This is a genomic window from Leptospira ognonensis (genome assembly GCF_004770745.1).
GTDB lineage: Bacteria > Spirochaetota > Leptospiria > Leptospirales > Leptospiraceae > Leptospira_A > Leptospira_A ognonensis.
The window spans coordinates 123307-150139 of sequence record NZ_RQGD01000035.1 but is presented as its reverse complement, the minus strand read 5'-3'; the positions used below and the strand labels follow the sequence as shown (position 1 = coordinate 150139).

19 protein-coding genes, 1 tRNA gene and 2 pseudogenes are annotated in these 26833 nt (G+C 40.3%); 15 read left to right on the top strand and 7 right to left on the bottom strand.

What is annotated here, in order from left to right; genetic code table 11:
* Nucleotides 1–48 precede the first annotated feature (48 nt).
* Nucleotides 49–897, bottom strand: a complete 849-nt coding sequence (locus EHQ58_RS13665; protein ID WP_135624459.1) for a flagellin N-terminal helical domain-containing protein — start codon at nt 895–897, stop codon at nt 49–51.
* 246 nt (nt 898–1143) lie between these two features.
* On the opposite strand from EHQ58_RS13665, the gene ispH reads away from it, so the two are divergent.
* The 12 genes and pseudogenes from ispH (at nt 1144) to EHQ58_RS13615 (ending at nt 13668) form a co-directional block, all read left to right on the top strand.
* Nucleotides 1144–2091, top strand: a complete 948-nt coding sequence (gene ispH, locus EHQ58_RS13660; protein ID WP_135624458.1) for a 4-hydroxy-3-methylbut-2-enyl diphosphate reductase — start codon at nt 1144–1146, stop codon at nt 2089–2091.
* Nucleotides 2092–4629: a sensor histidine kinase gene (locus EHQ58_RS13655; protein WP_135624457.1), complete on the top strand. Its 2538-nt coding sequence runs from the start codon at nt 2092–2094 to the stop codon at nt 4627–4629.
* A gap of 118 nt (nt 4630–4747) precedes the next feature.
* Entirely contained in the window at nt 4748–5980 is a 1233-nt protein-coding gene (locus EHQ58_RS13650) for an ATP-binding response regulator (protein ID WP_246047362.1), read from the top strand.
* Nucleotides 5981–5992: 12 nt separating this feature from the next.
* Entirely contained in the window at nt 5993–6358 is a 366-nt protein-coding gene (locus EHQ58_RS13645; RefSeq protein WP_135624455.1) for a response regulator, read from the top strand.
* A 9-nt stretch (nt 6359–6367) separates the two neighbouring features.
* Nucleotides 6368–6751, top strand: a complete 384-nt coding sequence (locus EHQ58_RS13640) for an STAS domain-containing protein (RefSeq protein WP_135624454.1) — start codon at nt 6368–6370, stop codon at nt 6749–6751.
* Nucleotides 6738–8879, top strand: a complete 2142-nt coding sequence (locus tag EHQ58_RS13635; RefSeq protein WP_135624453.1) for a chemotaxis protein CheA — start codon at nt 6738–6740, stop codon at nt 8877–8879. Before EHQ58_RS13640 ends, EHQ58_RS13635 begins: the two co-directional genes overlap by 14 nt.
* 667 nt (nt 8880–9546) lie before the next feature.
* Nucleotides 9547–9906: pseudogene (locus EHQ58_RS19120) on the top strand (PAS domain-containing protein); the annotation flags it as partial.
* A gap of 36 nt (nt 9907–9942) precedes the next feature.
* Nucleotides 9943–10182: pseudogene (locus tag EHQ58_RS19115) on the top strand (PAS domain-containing protein); the annotation flags it as partial.
* 126 nt (nt 10183–10308) lie between these two features.
* Entirely contained in the window at nt 10309–11601 is a 1293-nt protein-coding gene (locus tag EHQ58_RS19110; RefSeq protein WP_425460488.1) for a methyl-accepting chemotaxis protein, read from the top strand.
* A gap of 14 nt (nt 11602–11615) precedes the next feature.
* Nucleotides 11616–12104 carry a chemotaxis protein CheW gene (locus EHQ58_RS13625; RefSeq protein WP_135624451.1) on the top strand — a complete coding sequence of 163 codons (489 nt, stop codon included), beginning with the start codon at nt 11616–11618 and terminating at the stop codon, nt 12102–12104.
* Nucleotides 12104–12622 carry a chemotaxis protein CheD gene (locus EHQ58_RS13620; protein ID WP_135624450.1) on the top strand — a complete coding sequence of 173 codons (519 nt, stop codon included), beginning with the start codon at nt 12104–12106 and terminating at the stop codon, nt 12620–12622. The genes EHQ58_RS13625 and EHQ58_RS13620 overlap by 1 nt, the downstream gene beginning before the upstream one ends.
* Nucleotides 12622–13668 (top strand): protein-glutamate methylesterase/protein-glutamine glutaminase, encoded by a 1047-nt coding sequence (locus EHQ58_RS13615; RefSeq protein ID WP_135624449.1) that lies wholly within the window; start codon nt 12622–12624, stop codon nt 13666–13668. The genes EHQ58_RS13620 and EHQ58_RS13615 overlap by 1 nt, the downstream gene beginning before the upstream one ends.
* Here EHQ58_RS13615 and EHQ58_RS13610 read toward each other — a convergent pair.
* Genes EHQ58_RS13610 through EHQ58_RS13590 form a run of 5 tightly spaced genes read right to left on the bottom strand, consistent with a single transcriptional unit; the run spans nt 13665 to nt 21530 of the window.
* On the bottom strand, nt 13665–16421 hold the full coding sequence (locus EHQ58_RS13610; RefSeq protein WP_135624448.1) for an ATP-binding protein: 2757 nt from the start codon (nt 16419–16421) through the stop codon (nt 13665–13667). The two genes, EHQ58_RS13615 and EHQ58_RS13610, sit on opposite strands and share 4 nt — an antisense overlap.
* A gap of 5 nt (nt 16422–16426) precedes the next feature.
* A complete protein-coding gene (locus tag EHQ58_RS13605) occupies nt 16427–18079 on the bottom strand; it encodes an acyl-CoA carboxylase subunit beta (RefSeq protein ID WP_135624447.1) in 1653 nt (550 codons plus the stop codon).
* 50 nt (nt 18080–18129) lie between these two features.
* The gene (locus tag EHQ58_RS13600; RefSeq protein WP_135624446.1) at nt 18130–18468 is read right to left on the bottom strand and encodes an STAS domain-containing protein; all 339 of its coding nucleotides are present in this window, start codon (nt 18466–18468) and stop codon (nt 18130–18132) included.
* The gene (locus tag EHQ58_RS13595; protein WP_135624445.1) at nt 18465–21212 is read right to left on the bottom strand and encodes a SpoIIE family protein phosphatase; all 2748 of its coding nucleotides are present in this window, start codon (nt 21210–21212) and stop codon (nt 18465–18467) included. The genes EHQ58_RS13600 and EHQ58_RS13595 overlap by 4 nt, the downstream gene beginning before the upstream one ends.
* Before the next feature lie 6 nt (nt 21213–21218).
* Entirely contained in the window at nt 21219–21530 is a 312-nt protein-coding gene (locus tag EHQ58_RS13590) for a hypothetical protein (protein ID WP_135624444.1), read from the bottom strand.
* A 70-nt stretch (nt 21531–21600) separates the two neighbouring features.
* On the opposite strand from EHQ58_RS13590, the gene EHQ58_RS13585 reads away from it, so the two are divergent.
* The 3 genes from EHQ58_RS13585 (at nt 21601) to EHQ58_RS13575 (ending at nt 25630) form a co-directional block, all read left to right on the top strand.
* A tRNA-Ala gene (locus tag EHQ58_RS13585) sits at nt 21601–21673 on the top strand.
* 126 nt (nt 21674–21799) lie between these two features.
* Complete coding sequence (def, locus tag EHQ58_RS13580; protein WP_135624443.1) at nt 21800–22339, top strand: peptide deformylase; 540 nt, start codon at nt 21800–21802, stop codon at nt 22337–22339.
* Between the two features lie 30 nt (nt 22340–22369).
* Nucleotides 22370–25630 carry an efflux RND transporter permease subunit gene (locus EHQ58_RS13575; protein ID WP_135624442.1) on the top strand — a complete coding sequence of 1087 codons (3261 nt, stop codon included), beginning with the start codon at nt 22370–22372 and terminating at the stop codon, nt 25628–25630.
* Here the strand turns inward: EHQ58_RS13575 and EHQ58_RS13570 are convergent.
* Nucleotides 25627–26814 carry a polysaccharide deacetylase family protein gene (locus EHQ58_RS13570; RefSeq protein WP_135624441.1) on the bottom strand — a complete coding sequence of 396 codons (1188 nt, stop codon included), beginning with the start codon at nt 26812–26814 and terminating at the stop codon, nt 25627–25629. The two genes, EHQ58_RS13575 and EHQ58_RS13570, sit on opposite strands and share 4 nt — an antisense overlap.
* Between the last annotated feature and the right edge of the window lie 19 nt (nt 26815–26833).

The following is a 26833-nucleotide window of genomic DNA, read 5'->3' as shown; positions in this document are numbered from 1 at the left end:
AAGAAGTGCCCCAACCACCTGCCCTTCCCCCTTGTTTCTCTTCCTACTTTACTGGAGCAATCTCATTACTGACTGGGACTTCATGTTCGCTTGCGCAAGCATAGAAGTAGCAGCCTGAGACAAAATTTGGTATCTCGTGAAGCTGGTCATTTGTTCAGCCATGTCAGTATCACGGATACGAGACTCAGAAGCTTGTGTGTTTTCATAAGCATTCATAAGTCCTTTTGCTGCATGCTCCATACGGTTGTAATAAGCACCTAAGTCAGCTCTTTGTTTAGAGATAACTCGAAGTGCATCATCACAAAGTCCGATCACGGAGTTTGCTTTTCCTGCAGTCGAAAGAGAGATGAATGTAAGAACCGTAGGGTTTCTTAATCCAAGAGCCGCAGTGTTCATTGTTTCGATGAAAACGCGCTCTCTTTGGTGCATGTTTGCTCCAATATGGAACCACATACTTGCAGTCGGATTCAATCGAGCAAAAGCTCCTGTAAGCAGTTTCATTTTGTTGAATTCTGCTTGAGAAGCGATACGATCGATCTCATCCACTAACTGAGAAACTTCAACTTGGATTTGTTGTCTATCTTCTTCAGTGTAGATACCGTTGGCTGCCTGAACAGCTAACACGCGAACTCGTTGCACGATTTCATGTGTTTCTTGGAGATATCCTTCAGCCGTTTGGATGAGGGACATACCATCAGCAGTATTTTGTTCTGCACGTCTAAGACCAGCAACCTGAGTTCTCATTTTCTCAGACACCGCAAGTCCAGAAGCATCATCTCCGGCTTTGTTGATACGCATACCAGAGGATAACTTCTCTAAATCCTTTCCTAAGTTCGCGTCATTCGCCTTTAAGGTCCTGTGCGCAAAAATAGCACTTATATTGTGGTTGATAATCATCCGGGTTCCTCCTTGAATCCGTTCCCCCTCCCCGTTAAAGGTGAGGGAAATTGATGAATTTTCGAAGAGGCCATCCTTGGCCCTTTCAAGATGATGATCGGTTCATTTAAGAGATGGGATAATACATAAATGAAAGTTTTTTCGAATAAAAGTCAGCTTCCCCGCTTGGCAATATGTCCCCCCGTCAAAAATAATCTTTGCTTTTACTTAAGTTTCTGTCAGAAAGTCCTTAAGTAGGTGTGATCAGTGCTCGAAAGAATTTTCTTAGCCAACCCTCGCGGCTTTTGTGCTGGAGTCAAATATGCCATTTCGTTTGTTGATACTGTTTTTGCTTCAAATCCAGCGGATACGCTTTATGTAAGAAAAGAAATTGTCCATAACCAGAGAGTCGTGGACGAGATGAAGAAGAGAGGAATCAAATTTATCGAGGAGTTATCCGAGGCTCCCGAGGGATCCACAGTTATATTCTCCGCTCATGGAGTCTCGCCCTCTGTGGTCGCCGAGGCGAAGGAACGAAAGTTACGGATCGGTGATGCCACCTGCCCTTTAGTGACCCGAGTGCACCGTAAAGCGAGAAACATCAAGGATACTCACCAGATCATTTATATAGGACATAGAGGTCACGATGAGGCAATAGGCACCATGGGCGAGGCCTATATGCACTTAGTCGAAGATGAAAATGATGTGATCAACTTGAAAGATAAAATTGATACCTCTAAGCCTTTGACCTACTTAATGCAGACCACACTCTCAGTTACTGATACCAAAAGTATCATCAGACAAATTGAAGAAACCTTCCCGTTTGTTGAACACCCACAAAAGGATGACATCTGTTATGCCACAACCGAAAGACAGGAAGCGGTCACCTTTATGATTGAGAATGTGGATGCCATGTTAGTCATTGGTTCTCCCAATTCTTCGAATTCCGTCAGGTTACTTCAACTTGCAAAAAAAACAAAACCTCTTTCTTTTCGGATCACAAGCAAAGAGGAAGTGAACCCCGATTATATAAAAACAAATGAAATCAAAACACTCGGAATAACAGCTGGAGCTTCTAGTCCGCAAGTTCTAGTTGATGAAATTGTTGGTGAACTACTAAAACATTTTCCTAACGCCAATGTTTCGCTCTATCCGGAAAGTAGAGAGGACACAATGAGTTTTAAATTGCCAAAAGACTTACTGACACAATTATAGATGTCGCACCTTTCGAATGAAAGCTTTGAAAAGAAAGAAGTCGGCAAGATTGACAACCTGCTTTTGGCATATGAGACCCTCTCACATATCAAACAGGCAGTCTTTATAGCAAAAGAAAAAAATGGTGAGGTTACTATTGTTTTTCAAAATGAACTGGCTCTAGAGGAATATGCAATCCTTGCATACAATGAAGTCATAAAAAAACATCCAAAAATTCCGAAGCACACAGCTGGGGAAGTATCCGTAGAAAAGAATCATTTTCGATTTTCCTTTCAGTATCGAATTTTTCTCATACGGTCAGTAGATTCCGAAGCAGGAAATTCCTTTAGCTGCATTTTAGAGAATACAACCATCAAAGATCGGGAAGCAATCCTCCATGAAAATCAAACAAAATTCAAAGAGGCAAAAAATAGAATTTCAAAGCTTAGTTTAATTTCCAAGTCTCGAGTAGAGCTTGCTTCTGAAATCGTCGAAATCTTACAGGAAGTCACACTTTCCAATCAGATTGAGTATTGGGTCTCAAATCATCATCAGATTTTTGATCATACTTCATCCGCTGCAAAACCAATCACTTATCATTGCATGGCATCTAATTTTAAGAGCAGTCGAGACAGTCAAAAAAAACTTTCCGACTTTCATGTGAAAGAGGACTTACTCTCATCTTTTTCGATCCAGTTTACGGAATCTAACGGATTGTTCAATCTTGTCTTATTTTTTAGAGTTTTCTCTAGAGTAGAGTCCATTCTCAAAATCTCTAACCTTCCAGAAACCTGGCATCCCGATTACATCAATTGGATGCAGCTCATCATGATCCTTGAGTCTTATCTAGATCGAGTACAAAAAGACAAATATTTAACGCTTTATCAAGAAATGTTCTTTCAAAGTCATGAAGCAAATTTATTGATCAGCTATAAAGAGAATAGACTTCTCCAAAGTAAAATTGAATCAGTTAACGACGCCTTACTCAAGTTAACCGGCTACACTAAGTCTGAATTGATCGGAAAAAATCCAAATATACTCATTGGTCCAGAAAAAAGAAAAGAATTTTTAGCACCCATTAAAGACGCAATCCTCTCTGGTACCAACTTATTTTCGGAAATTAAAGGCTATAAAAAGACCGGTGATGTTTTCGATGCAAAATTTACCCTATCCATTATTAGAAATGAAGGGGATGAATCTAATTTTATTTTTATCAATCTGATAGATATCAGTGCACAGAAGCAAATGGAAAATTTGATGTCCAGTCGGATGCTATTTGAAATCGGAGTTTCTTCTGCCACTCAATCGTTAATCGAACTAAACACTGCTCCGGACGCACTTGCACTTACGATGCACGATTTTCTTTTTTTTACTGAAATGGACTGCGTTTATCTTCTGAAGAAGGAAGGATTGGAGAGCGAATTCAGATACGACTTACTTTTCCAAAAGAAGAAAGATACTCAGTATAATGGGTATAAAGAAATATGTTCCTTGCCTGATTGGAAGGAATTGGGACTTTCGAGATGGCATGAAATACTTGTCAAAAATGAATCCTTAGGATTAACCGAAAGCGATTGCAGAGAATCAGAACGATGGTTTTTCGATAGAAACATAACGAAAGTATTACTCTTTCCGATTTTCATCCAATCAAAATTTTTTGGTGTTCTTGGATGGGAGCGTAAGTTCGAATCAACGCTTGGAGAAGATGAGTTGTTATTGTTTCAAACCATTACCAATTGGATTGGAAATTTCTTGGAAAGAAATCAAATCTTTCAGGAATTAAAGCTTCATAAAGAGCACCTGGAAGAATTGGTCAGGGATCGAACCGCTGACTTAACTCTCGCAAAGGAAAGAGCTGAATCTGCAAACCGATTAAAATCAGATTTTCTCGCCATGATGAGTCATGAACTCCGAACACCTTTAAACTCGATTCTTGGTTTTACCAAATTAATAGAACTTCCGCCGGGCAACGAGATGGGAAAGAAATATCTGGACTACATCCACAAATCTGGACAAAATCTTTTGAAGCTGATCAATGAACTTTTAGAACTTTCAAAGATTGAAGCAGGAAAAATCGAATGTGAGCTTCAAGAGACGGTCCCCTATGAAATCATACTCAATTGCAAAGAAAATCTAACCCCGCAAGCAACCGAGAAACAAATTTCCATCCAATTGATGACCCATAATTTAGAATCATTAAAAATAGTCTCGGATCCCAAACTACTTCATCAAATTCTAATCAATTTATGTTCTAATGCTTTGAAATTCTCACCTAACAGGTCCAAAATCAACATAACAATGCAAGTAAACCAGAATTTTCTTTCTATTGCCATTCGAGACAGCGGTGAGGGCATACGAAAAGAAGACCAGGCTTTTTTATTTGATGCTTTTACGCGCTTCTCTCAGGATTCGAAGGCACTGGGAACAGGTCTCGGATTGAATATATCACAAAGATTTGCCCATTTACTGAAAGGAGAAATCCTTTTTGAGAGCGATTTTGGACGTGGTTCCGTATTTACTCTCAAATTACCTTTAGGACTTATCCCTGATTCCAATTAATTTATAAAATAGATTGAAGGATTTTTTTTTTAGGCATAGGCTATCCGATACTTAGTAAGCTATGCCTTTGTCGAAATCAAACAGCCATACCACAGAAATGAAGTCTTTGATTTCCAAAATGCGAAGACCTCCGGGACCAGTCCTTATTGTCGAAGACCGGGAAGACAACCAAATGTTACTCGCTGGCATTTGCGAGAGTATACATGTTCCTTTTCAATTGGCTGAAAACGGAAAGGTTGCCTTAGAATTATTATCCTTAAACGAGGTAAGCGTCTTCTTAGTGGATCTGATGATGCCTGTTATGGACGGAAAATCATTTATCCGTGAATTAAAAAAACTGAAATCAGACGCTGTGATCCTCGTCCAAACGGCAATCGATGGCACAGATGAAATCATCGAAATCATGAAAATGGGAGTTTATGATTATCTCGTTAAACCCTTGAATGTTGATCTAGTTAAGACAACACTACTTAAGGCTCTCGAGTACAGATACTTGATAGATATTGAAAAGGTACTGCTTCGTGATGAATCAAAAGAATTGCGAGAACAGTTGGAATGGCTAAACTATAAGGAAACTGCTAGGAAAAGTTCGCAGTCATCTACAGAGGTGACTGCGATTTATAATTTGAAAACCACACTTTCCCAAGGGTCTGGTTTCGGAGCCATGACCACCCTCATAGATACCATTGTACAAACATCTACACGCAATGAGAATGGAACAGTTACCATAGACGGAGAATTTTTCCAAGTTTTAGAAGAAAATAACAATCACACAAAATCGATGTTAAGAGGTTTGGCCTCCGCAGTTGAGATTCTAGAATCAAAAGTAGAATTGACTAAGACCTTTTCAGGAGAGATCGTCAGTAGGATTGAAAAAGTCGCTTCGCATTTGGCCAGTGCCGCTGCCACAAAATCGATTACGATCAATCTTCCAATGATCAAAAGTGAAGTGAAGCTTTTGGTCAATTTAGAATTACTCAGTCTTTGCTTCAAAGAATTGCTCCTCAATGCCATTAAGTACGCAAATGCCAGCACCGCCATCGATTGCTTTATCACACTTACTGATGGTTATTTTTGCATAAGCTTCAAAAATCAACTTCCAAATGATATTTATAGTGACATCTCCGAGGATTCACAAAAAAGTCTTGTACTTCCGTTCTTTCGCATGCACCCTCCCGTCGAGGCACTGCACAAAGAAGAGCCTTTTAGCCTCGGCCTTGGGTTGACAATGGTTGATTTCATTGCAAACAAACACCATGGAATGTTTTTTATCAGAAAAGCCAAAGATCATACGTCAAAGGATGTAGGCTTTTGCACGATCGCAGAACTTTTTCTACCAATACAAATTTAATCGGAGTAAATAATGAGTAAAAAAATACTAATCATCGATGATTCTGCTGTCTTCAGAAAGATCATATCAGTTCATCTTAAAAATGCGAATTTTGAATTGATCGAAGCAAGTGATGGGATAGATGGATTAAAAAAACTTTCTGAGAATGAGATCGATCTCATTGTTTCGGACATGAACATGCCCAATATGGATGGAATTAGTTTTATCAAGAAAGCCAAGGAAAATCCAAAATACAAATTTACCCCGATTATCATGCTGACAACTGAATCCCAACCGGAGAAAAGACAGCAAGGTCTGGATGCTGGTGCTAAAGTGTGGCTGACCAAACCTTTTTCGCCAGAAGAACTTTTAGATACCATTTCTAAACTCATGACGTAACTCTCCCATATGGAACCAATCATCAGACAGAAAGAGATTCCAGGAGGCAAACTAACAGCCTGGGAAGGTTATTTAACAATCCAATACGTAAGTATGTGGAGAGATAAATTAATTGGTTTAAATCTGTCACCAGGTAGCAAATATTCTATAGATCTCAGCCGCATCCAGCGCATCGATACCGCAGGCATTCAATTTTTAATTTTCACGAAAATGTTCTGCGATGAAAAACACATCCACCTAACCATATTAAATCATTCCATTGCCGTCTTAAAAATGTACGATGTTTTAGGTCTTGTTAGTTTCTTCGGAGATAAAATCAAAGTATCCAAAGAACAAGCAGGTGAATTTGAATTTGCCTACGGAACGAGAAAGGAGCCGAATGGATCTTTCTGAAGTCATAGACGCCTACGTAATTGAATCGACAGAACTTCTTGGGGAGATGGAAAACATTCTCCTCGAAATGGAAAAGAAGGCGCCAAGTGAAGATGACCTCAATGCCCTCTTCCGAGCAGTACATACCATTAAAGGCACCTCGGGTATGTTTGGCTTTGACCAGACTGTCAAATTTACCCATAAAGTAGAAAATCTTTTAGACGACGTGCGTTCTGGAAAGGTAAAATTTACCAAAACACTGACTGATCTTCTGTTAAAAGCAAAAGATCATATTGATTACTTAGTGGTTGCTGAGCCGAAACAAAATGTAACCGAGGCTCGCATTCTGATCGGAAAGGAAATTCTAGAAGGCATCCAACCCTTCTTAAGTGAATCAACGCAAGAAACGATTCCTATTTTAACGAAAGAAGTGAAAGCTGCGACAGAACCTACTTTGGGTGAAGCTGGCTTCCCTAATTATTTAATCTCCTTCCGTCCCAAAAAGAATGTATTTCAATCAGGGCTTGACCCTTTTTCCTTCATCAATTATCTCAAAAAACTAGGTAAGATTATATCACTTAAGACCATTACATCTGAATTTCCTAAAATAGAGGAGTTTCAGCCTGAAGATAATTACCTAGGTTTTGAGATTCATTTCCAATCCTCATCTGACTTAGAAGCGGTTCGTAAGGTTTTTGATTTTATAGAAGGCGATTCATTCTTACATATTCTTCCTCCAGGAGCCGAAGTCCCAGATTTAGTTTATCTTGCAGGACAATTACCTGAAGAAGAAATCTATTTAGGTAATTTATGGAAATATTTGGGAATACTCAACGAACAAACATTAGTTGAATATCTAAAAATATTAGCTGGTGAATTGGAGAGTGAGAAGAGCGATACCAGTAATGAGATCGTAAATTCCGCAAAGTCTCAAATTGTTCCAGAACCTTCGCTCGTGCAAGGAAAGTCAGAAACCAAAGGTGCAACCCTAAAAGTAGACTCCAAGAGAGTAGACGTATTAATCAATCGAGTGGGAGAACTCGTTGTTGCATCGGCAAATCTAAACCAATCTGTGAGCGGAAAAAATGATTCTGCCCTTCAGGAATCTGCTCTTCTCGTAAGCAGATTGTTAAACGAAGTCAGAGAAATTTCTCTTAAATTGAGAATGGTTCCCATTGGAGATGTCCTGCAAAAATACCAACGTATCGTCAGGGATCTTGGCAACGATTTATCTAAACAAATCAATCTCCACATCGACGGAAAGGAAACCGAACTTGACCGTAACATCGTAGACAAATTGGGAGACCCTCTCGTGCACATCATTCGAAATGCCTGTGACCATGGGTTAGAAACAGCAGAAGAGCGAACCAAAAAAGGGAAAACCAAAGCTGGAAACCTCTGGATCAATGCCTACCATGACACAGGTTCTGTTGTGATCGAAATCAAAGACGATGGGCGCGGAATTCAATCCGATATCGTCTGGAAAAAAGCCGTAGAACGCGGGATTGTTTCTGGTCCAAAGCCTGAATCGCCTGAAGAAATCTATAAGTTGTTATTTCATGCTGGCTTTTCAACTGCTCATTCTGTAACGAATGTTTCTGGCAGAGGTGTTGGCTTAGATGTGGTACAAAAAAGCATAGAATCCCTCAGAGGGACGGTACAAATCCAATCAGAACCAGATAAGGGAAGTACATTCCAGATACGCTTACCCTTAACCTTAGCCATCATAGAAGGATTTCTCGTTGGAGTCGGTTCTTCCTACTACATTCTCCCGATGGAGATGGTTTTGGAATGTTTAGAATTTGATAAAAAACCGACAGACAATCAAAATCAATACTTTCCACTGCGCGGAAGTCTCGTTCCGTACATTCGGATGCGCGATATTTTTTTAAATGAAGAACGCAAAGAAAACGTACGCGAAAACATAGTCATTGTTCGGACCGGGGACAAAAAAGCGGGCATTGTGGTTGAAAGATTGTATGGCGAATTTCAAACCGTCATCAAACCAATGGGAAGTGTATTTCAGAATGTAAAAGGTGTTAGTGGTTCATCCATCCTTGCGGATGGAAAAGTCGCACTCATCATCGATTTACCATCGCTATTCGAGCGAACAGTCAATATTGAAAAAAATAAAACATTAATAAAATGAGGTTACTATGAAAAAATTTACGTTTGGAACCAAGCTTGCAACCCTATCTCTGATAGCCATCTGCTACTCTCTTTGGATATCCTATATTTCGGTTCAAAAAATTACGGAAGCATCTGCTTCTAGCCAAACGGAGCTGGAACCGATTGTAAGAAGACAAAAAATCCTTACAAATATTACAGAAAAGTTCATTCCTCTTCAAGCGCAAATTTCATCTTTGCTTGCTAGCTCGACACCTGAGGAATCTAGCACGCAATTTAAAAACATAAAAGAGTCAAGTGAGAGCATCTTAAACCTTGTTAGTGAATCCAAAAAGCTCGAATCTACCGAACCAAAGGTTAAGTGGGAAGTTTTTATTAGCGATCAAAATCTAATCGTCGCTACGGCACAAACGCTCGCAACTGAGATCATCACGGAAGAAGACAAGCTTGTAAAAAAAGAAAAATTGAAACTGAAAATGAACGAAACTTTTGCGAATCAAGCAAAATTCATCTCAGAACAGAATGCGCTTCTTGGTTCAAAACTATTGGAGACTAATGGTAACTCTGCAGAAAATGGTAGCTCCCTTCCATTAATCATAAGCAGTGCCATCTTGTTTTCTGCAATATTTTTATCGCTGGCGTATTATACATATTTTGTTAACAAGAAAAAGGAAAAATTTCATCAAGTTATCAGACTAGCATTAGATAGTGTTTCGACGAACATTATGATGGCAGATACAGATTTAAATGTTAACTATATGAACAAGTCCATCAGAAACATGTTTGCAAAGTCGGAGTCTGACATTAAAACCCAGTTGGGGCAGTTTTCTTTAAGTAATTTAATGAATAGCAATATTGATTCTTATCATAAAGATCCTAGCCACCAAAGAAAACTATTAGGATCCCTAACTTCTGAATATAGAAGTAGCATAACCATTGGAAGAAGAGAATTTGATCTTATCGCCAATCCCATTATGGGTCCTTCGGGAGAAAGGCTCGGCAGTGTTGTGGAATGGTCCGACTCGACAGAAAAAAATGCAAACCAAAAGGCTATTGAAAAATCTCAGGCCACAATAGAATTTAAAATGGATGGTACCATTGTTACAGCAAATGAAAATTTCTTAAAAACAATGGGTTATACTTTAAGTGAAATTCAAGGCCAGCACCATAGAATCTTTGTTGATCCTTCTGAGATCAATTCTGATGCTTACCACCAATTTTGGGCGAAACTCAATCGAGGTGAATTTCAAACCGCTGAATACAAACGAATTGGAAAGGGAGGAAAAGAAATCTGGCTCCAAGCTACTTACACTCCTATTTTGGACATCCATGGAAAACCAACCAAAGTCATCAAATTTGCCCAAGAAATCACTGAACAAAAAAGAAAGACCATCGATTATGAAGGTCAAATCGATGCGATTGGAAAATCCCAAGCGACAATCCAGTTTAACATGGATGGAACGATCCTCACTGCAAATGATATTTTTCTTCGTGTCATGGGATACTCTTTGAGTGAAATTCAAGGTCAGCATCATAGAATATTCGCCTTACCTGAGTTAGCAAATTCTGACGAATATAGACAGTTTTGGGCTAATCTGAATCGTGGAGAGTTTCAAACTGCGGAGTACAAACGAATTGGCAAAGGTGGTAAGGAAATTTGGTTACAAGCAACCTACAATCCAATCTTAGATTTTAATGGCAAACCTTACAAAGTAATCAAGTTTGCGACGGACATCACAGATCAAAAGAACCTCTCGATGGAAACAAATCGTGTAGTGGAAGACTTGGTTGTGGGTCTCGGGGCACTTGAAAGTGGTGACCTAACAGCCCAAATGGAGAGTACTTATAATTATGGCTTCGACAAGCTGAAAGATTCTTTCAACAACACGACGAAGACGCTCATTCAAATCATCAATGATGTAAAATCAAATACCGATGCCCTGGTGAATGCGGCAGAAGAAGTATCTTCAACTGCCAATACACTTTCACAAGGGGCTAGTGAACAGGCAGCATCTGTCGAAGAAACGACAGCTTCTCTCGAAGAGATGGGAGCATCGATTGACCAAAATGCGGACAATGCCAAGCAAACCGATTCCATTGCCACAAAATCCGCCAGAGAAGCTAAGCAAGGGGGAGAAGCTGTTAAAAACACGGTTTCTGCCATGAAAGAGATAGCCGATAAAATCTCTATCATCGAGGATATCGCGTATCAAACCAACTTACTGGCGCTAAATGCTGCCATTGAAGCCGCACGAGCCGGTGAACACGGAAAAGGTTTTGCTGTCGTTGCCTCGGAAGTTAGAAAACTTGCAGAACGAAGCCAAAAGTCTGCCAATGAAATCGGCTCTCTTGCTGGTGGATCGGTTGAAATCGCTGAGACTGCCGGTAGACTCATCGAAGAAATAGTACCTGCTATCAATAGAACAGCAGACTTAGTACAAGAGATAGCGGCAGCAAGCCAAGAACAATCCTCTGGTGTAAATGAAGTGAATAAAGCGATGTCCCAACTAGACCAAGTATCACAACAGAGTGCTTCAGCTTCTGAAGAACTTGCTGCGATTGCTGAAGAACTTAAATCTAGAGCAGAACAACTATTATCTTCAATTAGCTTTTTTAAGATCAATCAGATTGCTGCCCAAAGAAGCAAAGATGTAAAGCAAACAGCAAGAGTGACCAAACAAAACAATTTGGTAAGCCAAAGATCTGATTCTAAAAATGATGATAGTCGATTTCAGAAATATTAGGATCGGAGACTCGTATGCAAGAAATACAATATCTTACCTTCCTTATCTCTGAAGAAGCCTTCGGACTTGGGATTCTAAACATCAAGGAGATCATCGAGTTTGAATCGGTAACTCATGTCCCTATGATGCCATCCTATATTCCTGGTGTCATCAATCTTCGGGGGAATGTCGTTCCAGTCATTGATTTAAACCATCGGTTTTATAAGCAAAAAACGGAATTTGGTAGAAAGACATGTATCATCATCACAGAAGTTGCTCTCGAAAAGGAATCTATAGATGTGGGTCTTCTCGTTGATGCTGTGAATGAAGTGGTAGACATTCCTGAAAACATGATAGAAAATGCACCAAGTTTTGGTGCAAAAATTCGCTTGGATTTTATCCAAGGTCTAGGCAAGGTCGAAGATAAATTTGTTATCCTCTTGAATATAGAAAAGATTTTAAACTTAGATGAGCTTTCTATGTTACAAGAAAAATCGGCATTGCTTGAACAAAATTCAGATTGATGTCTTATCTTTCGCCAAAGTTAGTTACTGATATTTTTTTAAATCCTGGTGATCTTTATTTTGGCGGACCGAATGTTAGAGTTAGAACCTTACTCGGTTCTTGTGTTTCTATCGTTCTTTGGCATCCGAAGCTACATATCGGCGGGATGTGTCACTACCTTCTTGTAACAAAAGGCGATAAAAATGCATCGGGTCAACCTCAAGGAAAATACGGAGAGGATGCTTTCCAATTTCTATTAAACTCGGTTAAGTCACACCTTGCTCCCATTTCCGAATATGAAGCAAAAGTTTTTGGTGGTTCGAATATGTTTTCTAAAAACGAAAGAACGTTGATTGATCCTATGAATGAATCCAATTCTAAGCTAGTTGGTATTAGAAATATAGAATTTGCTAAAGATATATTGCAAAAACATTCCATAAAACTTGTTTCAGAAAACACGGCGGGTGTCACTCACAGGAAGGTATTCTTTACTATATGGGATGGTGAGGTGTGGCTTGAATCGCACCAGGACTCTTAATGAAAAAAATTAAAGTATTTGTAGTGGATGATTCGGCCGTGGTTCGACAGGTTTTGACAGAACTGTTTAGCAAAGATGAACATTTTGAATTTCTTGGCAGTGCGTCCGATCCAATTTTCGCCTTAGAGAAAATGAATTCCCAGTGGCCCGAGGTCATAGTTCTCGATATTGAGATGCCACGGATGGATGGCATCACCTTCTTAAAGAAAATTATGAGAGAACGCCCTACTCCCATTGTAATCTGCTCTACGTTAACCGAGGAAGGATCAGAAACAGCCCTTCTAGCACTTTCTTTAGGAGCTGTAGAAGTCATCACGAAACCTAAAGTAGGACTCAAAGACTTCCTAAATGAATCCTCTTTGTTGCTCATTGATGCAGTTCTTGCCGCGTCTCAGATTAACATGAGTAAGGTTACTTTTCAGGAAAATGAACCTGGAATTCGAAACAAAAATACTTCCGATCTTTCTCAGTTAAAAGCTACAGAAAAAATTGTAGCAATCGGCACATCGACCGGGGGTACTTTGGCTTTGGAAGAAATTCTTACAAAATTACCGAGAGAAAAAACTCCCGGCATCGTCATCGTCCAACACATGCCCGAAAAATTTACCGAAGCTTTCGCGAAACGCTTGAATGGACTCTGTGACATTGATGTGCGAGAAGGTAAACATGGGGATCGAGTCACGCCTGGGCTTGCACTCATTGCTCCTGGCAACAAACACATGCAATTGAAACGGTCGGGAGCTCAGTACCACATTGATGTATCGGATGGCCCTCTCGTAAATCGCCACAGACCCTCCGTGGATGTACTCTTTCGATCGGTCGCAAAAAACGCTGGTAAAAATGCTCGAGGTATCATCCTGACAGGAATGGGCGACGATGGCGCTTCTGGACTTTTGGAAATGAGGGAAGCTGGAGCTACAACTTTTGCACAAAATGAAGAATCTTGTGTAGTTTTTGGAATGCCAAAAGAAGCGATACGTCGCGGAGCAGCGGAAACGATCCTGCCACTCCGTGAGTTTCATAAGGTGATTACTGGGTATACTTAAAGTATACCCAGCTCGGAAGTTACCTTGATCATCCTGGCTTTGATCTCCTCAGGAGATTCTTCTTTCAAAATCTCATCAGGTTTTATCTTAAAGATTGGTTGTGCCTTCGTTACAATTTTACCATCAGAATCCACCATCAGATTTTTAACGACAGTCCCGCTAATGGGCGCTAGTATTTTATTAAACATCTTCATGACTTCTATGATGAACAATGGCTGACCTGCTTCAAAATGTTGTCCCTCTTCCACCATGGCTGGTAGATTCGGTGCTTCCTTCGAGTAGTACATCCCTCCCATAGGAGCGACGATCTCATCCCCGCTCATTTTAGGAGGAGGATTTAAGGTCTTGATGAGAGCATCTCTCGTCTCCGCCTTTTTAAACTCATCCGGTATCACACCTTCCAAGTTTTTATCCATATCCAAGCCAAAGAAATTTGATTTGATCCCAATGTTTGGAATCATAAGAAGCACATCCATTCCAGCTTGGAAACCTTTATGCGAAGCAAGACAAGCTGCCCATTCGGCTTCGGTAATGCGATTCGCATTTGGATTTTTACCTGATTCTAAGGCGGCACTTAGGTCTTTCCAAGATTTCAATCCTGTTCTTGTTTCCAACTCTCGGTAGAACGCTAAAAAAGTTTGTAATAGTTTCTCGTCATGATCCCAGATTTTATCTGAAGGTGCCTTAACCGAAACATCTTCCAGGTTCAGATAGTAGTACAACTTATCGAGAAATAGAATGGGGTTTTCTAAAAAGCTTAGTTTGCCACCCTTTCTATCCCAAAGCTTGCCATCATAATATCCTAAAAATCCACCCAAAACATGCGGATTAGCCAATAGCTTTTCCATTGGACGCAGAACAAATGTTACTTTTTTGGAATACATTTTCTTCAAGTCTGCGTCCGCTTTTTTGGCTTTCTCATTCCATAGGTATTCTAGATCCACATCATTGATAACTGCCTGCAAGGAGCCGATCCCTGCTAAGTAAGAGATCATAAATGCAGTCGATGGTTTGAACATCGCATCTTTGCCCAAAATCCATTGAATGAGTCCATAATGCACGAGCAGATTGGTTTCTAAATTCTGGCCTCGTAGCACCGTTTTGCGTAAGATGTTACCAAGAATCTCTAAGTTTTTGGTTCGATTTTCTCCATAGGACACGATCAGCGCCACATTGGAATCGTAAGCACCCGCAAGGTTATAGTGAACGAAAGATCCCGTGTCTGGATTTCGCGTGCAGATCCCCTGGTCATCGCGGATTTCTTCGGGAAGTGCTGCAGACCAATTTTGAATGATCCCACCAGCATGCGGCTGTAAGGCTCTATTTGTCGCATTAATTCTCACTTCTGCTCCAGAAACATTTCGAAGGATCCTTTCTGGTTTGGGTACCCGAGGTGCATGAATGGAGATGACTGCCATAGCTTCCACTAGAGAATCAATATAAAAGAAATCGTTTGGATTTGATGGGTTTACAAATTTCAACTTGTAAACCATTTCTGTCACGCGGTGCTCCACTTGGATCCGGGTGTTAACTTCCATAAAGAAGAAACTATTGCCTTCCACAATACACTCAAAGGTGGAAACACTGTTCAAGCGGATCGCCTTTCCAAACACTTCTGCCTGATGCTCCATGTCTTTTAGCGTTTCCAAATCTTTCCCTAGGATTTCTGCTTTTAGGGGATTTTCTGATTTGCAAGTCTCGATCTCTTTTTGCAGCAACTCTTGCGTGAGTGAAATCTCGAGTAGTTTTTGCTCATGCATCTGCAACGAACAATCCCTGCCACCCAGAGAGAGCGACCATTCCCCATTTCCTATCATTTGGATTTCATTATGACGGGTATTCTCAATATTTAATTCAATCAAGAAGTTTCGATTTGAACCAACAGCTGTTACCTTAGATTCCGCCAGAATTTCCATAACGGCAGAGTCAATTTGTGATTTCTCATTGATCACTCGTTGGCCTTTTCCGCCACCACCACCGATGTATTTAAAGCGAATGCGTTTGCCAGGATACTTTTTCCAAATTTCTTCGCAGAGAATGTGTGATTCTTTCTGAAGGTCGCTGATATCGGTGAGATCAATCGTTTTCTCATAAGACAACTGGAGTAAATTTTCCGCGTTGTCTTCAATGCTCAAGGAATCATTGAATGTAAAATTGATTTGCTTATCTTTAGCAAGTTTTACGAGTGAATCCTTACTTTTTCCAATCTTGTTTACGAGGGCAAGCGCTGTAATATTGTCTACACCCGGTGTCACGGAAACGTTTAAAGAACGCGCCAGTTTCTTTGCTTCGTCCTTTGCTCCTGCTCCCTTTGCCACATGTGAACTCGGACCCATGAAAATGATTCCAGAAGTTTCGATAGCTTCGATGAATTCAGCATCCTCTGCCATAAATCCATATCCCGCAAATATATGTGTATAGCCATTGTCTTTGGCGATTCCAATGATTTGTTTGATGCGAATTTCTTTTTCTTCTTTCCCAGCTCCCATATAGTCAGGGACCCTATGAATGTTGTCAGGATATTTGAAATTCCTAAGTTCAGGTGCTAATGCTTTTGGATAAACGATCGAATCTTTTTCCGAAAGAAGGATACCATATTCCTTAACACCAATCAAATCGAATACATCCATGGTTTCTTTCCGAACGGGCCCACGACATACGATTAAACACTTAATCGATGTTACGGCAAAGGATCGAATCCATTCTGAATCGGATTCTTGAAATTTAATGCGATTTAAATTTTTATCTAACATGGTGGTTACTCAAACTCCCGTTGAGGACCGCTCATAGGAGCAGGATTGTATTTTGACATCAAATAATTCAAATTCGTACCGAGCACCTTACGAGTGTACCCTGGTAAGATGATAGAAGAAACAGACCCAAGAGATAATGCTTCTTTCGGATTCATAAGTTCTTTTTCGTATCGATGGTTGATTTCAAGCAACTTTGCGTCTCTTAAAGAAGTGGCTTCTTTTTCATTCATGCCTTTCTTTAAATTTGCTTGGAAATCTTTTTGAATGGATGTGATTTCATCCTTGTAAACATACTCTTTTCCTGCAGGTCCCATTACTGCAATTCTTGCTGTTGGTAATGCATAAACAGCAGAGGCGCCAGTAAAATAAGAGTTAAATGTCGCATAGGCTCCACCAAACGCATTTCTGATGATGAGTGTAAGTCTTGGGGTACGCAAATCAATGATCGAGTCGAGCAACTTTCTACCTTCTAAAACGATTCCATTATGCTCCTGGTCTCGACCTGGTAGGAAACCAGTTGTATCTTCCACGAATACCATGGGTATATTATAGAGATTACAAAATCTAACAAACCTCGTTCCTTTTCTCGCAGAACCGATATCAATTTGTCCCGAAGAAACTGCTGAATTATTCGCGAGAAAACCAACGACATGTCCACCAATTCGGCCAAAGGCAGTGACGATATTTCGGGCACGTTGTGGTTGGACTTCAAAAAATTCGCCATGGTCACAGATCTGTTGTAAATAAAGTGTAATATCAAAAGGAGTGTTCATCCCCGTCGGACTGTTAAACGTCTTTCTGAAGAGAATATCTTCTTCGTAGATAAAACGATCTAACGGGTCGGACGTCGCATAAAAAGGAGCAAAAGATCGATTGTTATCCGGCAAATAGGAAAGAAGGCGAATGGCTGTCAAAAGGGATCCATATTCATCTGAGGTGACCAAATCCACGACACCGGATTGTCCGTGTACTTTTGGACCGCCTAGATCTTCTGCCGAAATATCTTCTCCGAGTACGGACTTTACAACTCCCGGACCAGTCAGTCCAAAAAAAGTATTATCACTTTGGATCATAAAAGATCCTTGTCTTGGAAGGTAGGCACCACCTCCTGCGTTGAATCCAAACATGAGCATGATAGAAGGAACAAGACCGCTAATTTTTCGGAGAGCCGTAAACGCTTCCGAATACCCGTCGAGTCCGCCAACCCCCGCAGGCACGTAAGCACCCGCAGAATCATTCATACCGATGAGGGGGATGCCATGCTCTCCTGCCATCAGGATCAAACGCGCTAACTTGCTGCCGTTTGTTGCGTCCATGGATCCTGCGCGAAGAGTAAAGTCATGCCCGTAAACGGCAACATCTCTTCCTTTGATTTTTAGGATTCCTGTGACAATGGAGGCACCATCAAGATTGGGACCCCAGTTTTGGTAGGTAATATTTGGTTCGGCATCCGTAAGGACTTTGATCCGTTCCCAGACTGTCATCCGGTTTTTCGAATGCTGGACACGAATACGATCCTCACCTCCACCTAAGAGAGGTTTTTCGATCAATTCCCGCCCGAGTTTGAGTGCATCGTCATAGATGCCTACAGTAGAGGAAGGGGACGGTTCTTGTTTGACTTGAAACGGATTTTCTAGGGAGTACGGCTTAGTTTCCATAAGATTATTTCCAATGTTTTGATTTGAGGCACTTAGAAAAGTGAAATTTATTAGAGAGCGGAATTTAGGTCAGGGTAGATTTGGAACAGTTGATTGATTCCGATCACATCAAATACCTTTTCCACTGCGGGTTTCAGGGAGCAAATGGAGATTTTGATTCCAAGATCTTGGCAAAGGCGCAGGGATGTAACCAGCACCCGTATTCCAGCTGAGGAGATAAAATTGACCGCGCCTAAATCGAAGATCACACCAGATCTGGCTTCGCGCACTATATCCATCAATTGCTGTTCAATGTGATGTGTGTTGTGTACGTCCATATTTCCTTGGATGTGAACAACGACTACCTCTCCCATCATTTCCGACCGAATGCTAATGGTGAAATCGCTCATAAGATCCTCTTTTCTAAATAGGTATGATTTTTATTGTCTTTGAATTCGTAGGATACCCTATCCATGAGCTTCTCCATAAGGAAAACTCCGAATCCACCTCTTCTCTCGCCCCTTAAATTGGCATCCAAGGAAGGCGACGGAACAGTCTCTCTCTGGAACCGTTTGGCCTCGTCAGTCAAAGTAAACAAGACTCGGTCCCCATCGAGGAAAATCTCACATCCAAATGTGGGAGCCGCCAAAGTCGTTTCCGCATAACCATGCATGACTATATTTGTCGCCGCCTCATCCAAGGATACGAGTATATCATCAAACGCGAATTCTTTCTGGATTTTTCCTTCTAGTTTTTCAGTTATGAAATCTCTAAATTTAGGTATGGCAGAAGCTACGGCAGGAAAGGTTTCCGAAAAAACTTCAGCCTTTTGGTTTGGAAATTTTAGGATCATGACGGTGAAATCGTCATATTGCTCTGACTCTTCTGAAAATTCCCGAATGATTTGGTAAATCTCTTCAATGATGATTTGTGAAGGTTTATCCTTTCTGGAGATGATTTCTTCGATGAGACGGTCGAGTCCAAACTCTTCTTCTAATTTGTTTTTCTCTTCGATCGCGCCATCCGTATAAAAAACTAACATGTCTCCGGGAGCCATGTCAATCTCACCACCGATATAGTTTCCAATCGGAACCACTCCGAGCGGTGCACCCTTTCCCTTTAGAAGTTCATAGGTGCCATCTTTTTTGATCCATAATTGGTCATTATGACCTGCTGAGGCAAAACGAATCTTTTTGGAAATCGAATCAAAGTTGGCAAAAAATAAGGTAACAAACATCCCGGACTGGGAATCTTCGTAAATCAACTGATTGGCTCGTTTCAGGAGTTCGGAAGGAGATAAGTTGGTCGTCCGCGAAAGTGTTCTAATGATGGACGATGACATAGCCATAAAAATCGCAGCCGGAAGACTCTTTCCAGAAACATCGGCTACAAGAAAAGAGAAGTTGGTATTCCCAAACTGATGGAAATCGTAAAAATCACCTGACACTTCTTTGGCGGCTACCGACTTCACACCTAAATCAAATTGATTGGATTTGATCAGAGCATTTGGTAAAATATTGTTTTGAATATTTCTCGTAATTTCGATTTCTTTTTCTATGGATTTTTTAGTGATGATTTCTTGGTTTAAACGTAAATTTTCATATGCTTTCGCAAGCGGACTGGAAATCGTCTTGAGCATACGCATATCCGATTCATCAAATCCATTTTTTCGACGTTTCCCACAGACATACAAAGCCGCCTTCAACGAACTTCCGCTTGGTGATATGGGCAGAACCAAATAGGATTCTTTCAATACAAAGGATTCCAATCCCATAAAAGTTTCCGAGTTTTCACTCGTGACTGTTCCCAGTAGATGGTTTTTCGATTCTATAGAATTTAAAATGAGGCTACTTTCTGAACTATCATAAAATGATTCGAAAACAATTCCCTTCTGCCTTGCATATACTTGGATTAGCTTTTTTTTACCTTCTAAAAATATAACCATCCCTGCGTCTTCGGCATCTAGCTCTTTCGATAGAATGCTGAGTGCACGTGACATGAGTCCGAGCTCGTCATGGGATTCTAGAACTGCCTGACCTAACTCAAATAAGGATTCAAGGGTGCTAACCTTTTGCTTCAGTTCTAAGTTGGCGACGTTTAAATTGTTTAAAAGCGTGGTCTTTTGTATGGCTACCGCACATGCCGAGGAAAAGGATAAGAAAAAATCGATATCATTTTGGCTAAAATTATTTCGGTCGATGGTATTGATCGCCTCGATCACTCCAATCACTTCATCTCCTGCAATGAGCGGTGCTGCCAAAATATTTCTGGTGACAAAATTTGATGCTTTGTCGACATCCCGAAAGACACGCGGGTCATTTTGAGCATCATTGATGATCATGGGTTGTTTCGTCATCGCGACATTGCCCGCAATTCCTTGGCCCACGGGAACTTTAATCTTTGCGACGGCTTCTTTTTTATCTCCAGTGACTGTATTAAAAACTAAGAATTCTTTTTTTTCATCTAACAATAAAAGTGAACTTGCCTCTGTTCTGAAAACGGATTTCGCCGAAACCATGACACGTTCCAAGACCTTTTCTAAGTCAAGAGATGTATTTATAATCACTGAAACTCGAATGATTTCCTCGAGTAAATATTGAAGCCTATTATTATTATTATGTATATTGGAATTGTCAACTAACAGAAAAATTGAAGTTACGAGAGAACTGTAGAATTGTTTCTCTTCATTGGAATAAACGGTGTCCCTAAAAAGTGCCGTTAGATTAGAAGAAAAGTAATTGATGAGATTTAAATCTTGTTCCGAAAAGTTATCAAAGTGTTTGATTCCTTCTAAAAGTATGACTCCAAGACTCAGTTCAGAAACATCTTCCCCTATATAACAAGCTATGTAGGAATCTTCTAAGGGAGGTGAATTCGGTGAGAGATGAACACCCTTTTTTAATCGGATGCTCTTTTGTGTTTTGAAGACGTGCTTGGCTATTTGCCCTGCGGAATCCGCATCATTGATGCTCCCTACTCTCGATAAATTGCCATTTTCATTTTTTAAAAAGAATGCTGCCGATTTTGCAGAAACGAGTCGTTTGGCTTGTCCCAAGATGAAATGATAGAGATCCACGAGCTCACTCGTGGAAGAAACAAAATAGCCTCCCCTAGCAGACTTTTGCACCAAAGGAGGCATGTTGGAAGAACTCACTAATATCTAATCTTTGTTAAATTTAAGAGATTCTTCACGAAGTTTTCGATTCGCTTCTTCTAATGCTTTAATTTTATCAAAGGCCGACATAAGCTCGTCTCGGCTTAAATTTGAAACCATGGAACTGGCCTGAACTGTTTCTTTGGCTTCTTTGAGCTCGGAACGCGAATAATCGATGATTTGTTCATACATTCGAATGATTTCATCGGCATTCGATAACTCTTGTTCATTGAGTCTTAAAACCTTTTCGTAACCTTTGATGATATCAGATTGAATTTTTAATTTCTTGTTCAGGTCGTCTACGTTGTCTTGACTCATTAGAAATGATTCCCCTTTCCGGATTCTTTGCATTGACAGGCTTCGTCCTTTTCACACTTTGGAAGTGCTAGGGGACGTAGCTCAATTGGGAGAGCGTTTGAATGGCATTCAAAAGGTCGGGGGTTCGATTCCCCTCGTCTCCACAAAATCCCTCAATTTTGCTTAAAAGGTTCCTTTTTTTGACTGGATGTCAAATTCTTTTTCCATTCTAAATTTCTAGATCACTTGATCCCTGGAGGGGGATTCCCAATCTAATCCTTAGAGAATCTATGGCAGTCAGAAAAATATTACGAATCGGCAATCCTCTCCTTCGTGAGTTGGCAGAAGATGTTTCAGAATCTGAAATCGGAACCAAAGAGTTTAAAAAACTCCTGAGAGATATGTTTGAAACCATGAGATTTGCTGAAGGTGTCGGTCTTGCCGCACCGCAAATCGGAATCCTCAAAAAAATCGTCGTAGTGGGCTCAGAGGATGATAACAATCGCTATAAAGGCTCACCAGCTGTTCCAGAACAAGTGATCCTAAATCCGGAAATCACACCACTCTCTCCCCCTGGGGAAGGTTTTTGGGAAGGTTGCCTCTCCGTTCCTGGAATGCGTGGTTACGTCGAAAGACCAGAGAAAATCAAAATGAAATGGCGAGATGAGAATTTTGATCCACATGAAGAGGTCATCGAAGGTTACCGCGCCATTGTGATGCAACATGAATGTGACCATCTATTTGGTGTTTTATATGTGGATCGGTTAAAAAGCACAAAGCTTTTTGGTTTTAACGAAGATGTTGAATCGGAAGGTAAACTTCTCGATTGATTTTCCTATTTATCTGTTAGGTGGCTAAAAATGCGTTCTTCTTTTGTAGAATACTTTCTCTCTAAAAGTTTATTTGTAAACTTACTTACTTTCCTGATACTGCTTGTCGGTGGCTTTACAGCAGCCAATATGAACAGGGAAGCCTTTCCTAACATTAATTTTGATATTGTTAGTGTTACGGCCATTTATATCGGTGCCGCACCTGCGGATGTTGAAAAACTAGTCACCAAACCTTTGGAAGATGCCATAAAGGAAGTGGACGGGATCAAGGAATTCAGATCTGCTTCTTTAGAAAACAGGTCAGGGATTGTGATTACCATTGATCCGAATGTTAAAAACACTCAAAAAGTAGTCGATGATATCAAATCTGCCATAGACCGCGTGCAAGATTTGCCGGATGATGTCGAGGATCCACTCGTTACGGAAATCACAACGGCAAGACAGCCTGTAATTGAAGTTCACCTAACGAGCACTTTAAAAGATGGGAAACCGTTACTAAATCCAAAAGAACTTAGAGACCAAGCGAAAATTCTTGAGGACAAACTAAAGGATCTTCCTTCTGTTGCACGAATTACCAAACGAGGTTGGCGTGATCGCGAAATGAAGGTCGATCTTCTTCCCGATCGAATGAAAGCACTTTCTATCTCTTCGACTCAAGTCGTTAATTCACTTAGATTGCGCAATATTAATTTTCCAGGCGGAAATATCTCGGAAAGATCAAAAGAAATCATCGTTCGAACGGTTGGTGAGTTTGATACAGTTGAAGAAATTGAAAATGTTTTTGTCAGAACCAATGATGCCGGAAGATCTGTACGCATCAAGGATATCGCCAGAGTATCTGAAGGCTTTGAAGATTCAGATTATTTAGATAAATCGAATGGTCTCTCCGCTATTGCCTTAACAATCATTAAGAGAGAAAAATCTGATGCAATCAACGTTGTCGACGAATCAAAAAAAGTAGTAAAGGAGTTCATTGCTGGCACCAATGGAAAAGTAGAATATGCCTTCGTTAACGATCTCTCGAAGTATATCAGAAGGAGACTCGGAGTATTAACATCAAATGCGATGTCAGGACTCGTTCTTGTAACTGCTTCCCTATTTGTTTTTCTTGGCTGGCGTATGGCCCTTATGACGGCTCTTGGAATTCCCATTTCCATTGCCATGACTTTTATCGCAATGAGTTACTTTGGCATGACCTTAAATTTAATCTCCATGATGGGACTAATCATCGTCGTTGGGATCCTTGTGGACGATGCCATTATCATTTGCGAAAACGTGTACCGCCACTTGGAAATGGGAGAAGAGCCTTTTGAGGCTGCTCTGCGCGGGACATCAGAAGTTCTCGCACCAGTACTTGCCACTGTCACAACTACCATTGCTGCCTTTGGACCAATGTTATTTATGACAGGGATTTTCGGAAAATTCATTGGATCCATTCCAATGGTCGTTATACTCTCGTTATCATCTTCGCTCTTTGAAGCTTTTTTTATGCTTCCTTCCCACTTATATGATATCAGTAAAACGACGAGCTTAAAAGGCGAGATCAAAGATGAGTCCCATTGGTTCACAAATTTTAAAAATAACGTTTACCTTCCCCTACTTTCCTTCGCCCTGAGACGAAAACTGATCATGTCTTCCATTCTCATTGGACTTTTTGTTTTCTCTCTTGTTTTACAAGGTATGTTTGGAAAATTTAAACTTTTTCCAGGCGCTGTAGAAACCTTTCAAATCAGGGTCACTGCTGAAACTGGTCTCACATTAGAGGAAACTGATAGGTACATCCAGGCCGTAGAAAATGTTTTGAAAACTTTACCTAAAGAAGAATTGGAAAATTACATTTCTCGAGTCGGTATCATTCAGAAAGATCCAAACGATCCATTTACAAAAAGGGGTAAAAACTATGCGCAAATCATGGTTTATTTAACCCCGGAAGAGACCAGAGATAGGTCCACAGAAAAAATCATAGAATACGTTAGACATAACACGAAGTTTATGTTAAACGATAAATCACTTCTATTACTCGAGGAAAAAATTTCAAAAGAGAATTTGGGTAAAAAGGTTGATATCTTTGAAACCGTACCGATTCCTAATCAGTTCCAGTATCTCACCGGGAAATTAGTGAATCTCGAATTTGAGAAATTAGCTGGTGGTCCGCCTGTCGGAAAGCCTGTTGCTATAGAAATCAAAGGAGATGACTTTAACACATTACAAAAAATAGGCGCCGATTACCGTAATGTCTTAAATCAAATACCAGGTGTCGTTGATATAGGTGATGATTTTAATGAAGGAAAGGATGAAATCCGAGTCAGTGTGAACGAAACCCTTGCTTCCTTTGCGGGTGTCAGCGTTCAGTCAGTATCGCTTGCGATCAATACTGCCTTGCAGGGTGCCGTGTCTACAAAAATCAAACGTGCAGATGAAGAAGTAGATGTGCGTGTCAGATTTCCTGAGGAATACAGAACCTCACTTACTCATTTGAATAAAGTTTATGTGAACAATCTCGCAGGAAATATGATCCCAGTTTCCAGACTTACCAATTTTGATAGATCGCCTGGGCGAGCTTCCATCAATCACTTGGACGGAAAAAGACTCCTTACCGTGACTGCAAATATAGATGAGACCGTGACTACATCAAGGAAAGTGAACTCGGATGCTAAGGTGCTCGGAGAAAAGATCATCAAAAACTACCCTGGCTATACGGTTCGATTTTCAGGAGAAAACAAAGATACAGAAGAATCAATGGCCTCGCTGGGAAGGGCATTTGGAGTTGGACTGATCATCATTTATATGATACTAGCCTCGCTTTTTAAATCCCTGACTCAGCCTTTCATCGTGATGAGTGCCATCCCTTTCGCTGTCATTGGAGTCATTTTTGCCTTCCTTTTACATGGGCAACCCTTATCATTTCTTTCCTTTCTTGGAATCATCGGGCTTGCGGGCGTTGTCGTCAATGACTCGATTGTACTTGTTGATTGTGCCAACCAACTTAAAATGGAAAACCCAAATATAAAGACTTATGATTTGCTTATGGAAACAGGATCGATTCGTTTAAGAGCGGTTATCTTGACGACTGTGACAACAGTTCTTGGTCTTTTGCCAACGGCTTATGGGATTGGCGGTCGTGACCCATTTCTCGTACCTATGGCACTTGCCTTTGGATGGGGGCTTGCCTTCGCAACGTTTATCACCTTAATCATGGTTCCAGTTTTTTACTTAACCACTTATGATTTTCTGCATTTTTTAGAAGCAAAGTGGAAGAAATACATCAATCGAAAGAAACAGGCGGCTTAATCACGCTCTTCGTTCAACACTTCGGATAGGGTTACAAATTTGTAGCCCTTCTTCTGCATGCGAGAAATGAACTCAGGAAGAATGTAAATCAGCTTATCAAATTTTCTTGGTCCGCCTAAATGCATCAGAATGATAGCTCCATTCATACCGTTTGGATCACTAGCTTCCCAGGAATCTAAATAATCGAGGGTCTCTTGACTCGTTTTGTAGTATGGATTTTTTACAACCTGTTTCTTTCCACCTTGTACCTTATACAAAAAAGGTTTATGAATATAATCAGGTAAATCCAAGGAACCTCGATTGTTACGAGACCACATGATATGATCCGTATAGCCGATCACCGCATGAGCATCGAGGATTAGCTGATTGATTGCACCATAAGGAAGTCTGTAGTACTTAGTGAGTTCTTGTTTGGTTAAGGCTGAAAATATATCCTCTACTCGTTTCAACTCTTCTGCCATCCTCGGGAGGTCTAAGACTTGTTTGGAAAGGTATTCTAGAACCGTTCTTTTTTTTTGGGATGTCTCAGAAACCGACCGAGCATAATTAAAATGGCTCCAAGTATGATTTGCAAATTCGACTCTTCCGGTCTTTGCCATCTTTTTAATGTTATCTAAATTCTGACGGATAAAAAACGAACCGCTTGTATCGGAAGGTCTTTCGTTCGATAAAAATACAGTCACACGTACATCATATTCTTTTATGTATTGTAATAAGGTCGCAAGTTCCTCACCGGTAGCTAGATCAAAGGTAAGTGAAATTTCTTTTTGTTTTTCATTCCCTCGAAGTATATTTCTCCCCTTTTTATTTTTTGAGGCTTCCTTTAAAAACGCGATATTATCAGAAACTTGTTTTGTGAAATACTCATCTGAATCTGTATCCAAAGGAAGGAATTGCTCTTCTCGTAATTGTTCTTGGTACATTAAGGAATAGAGACTTTCCTCCATTTCTTGAATGTTTTTTTCTTTCTGCTTTACTTCTGTTTGCAACTTAGAGACAGAAAAATTCAAATATAACAAATAACTAATAAGGAAAAAAAATCCAGAAGAGATGATAACGATAAAAGAGATGAATAGAACTCTCTTTAACTTTCTTGCAAAGTTACGATCCTTCTCAATGTCCACCGACAATTCATGGACGATGTCTTGAATTTCCTTTTCTTCTTGTGTTGGATCGAGAGGCATTTAGATATAAGAATCCCTA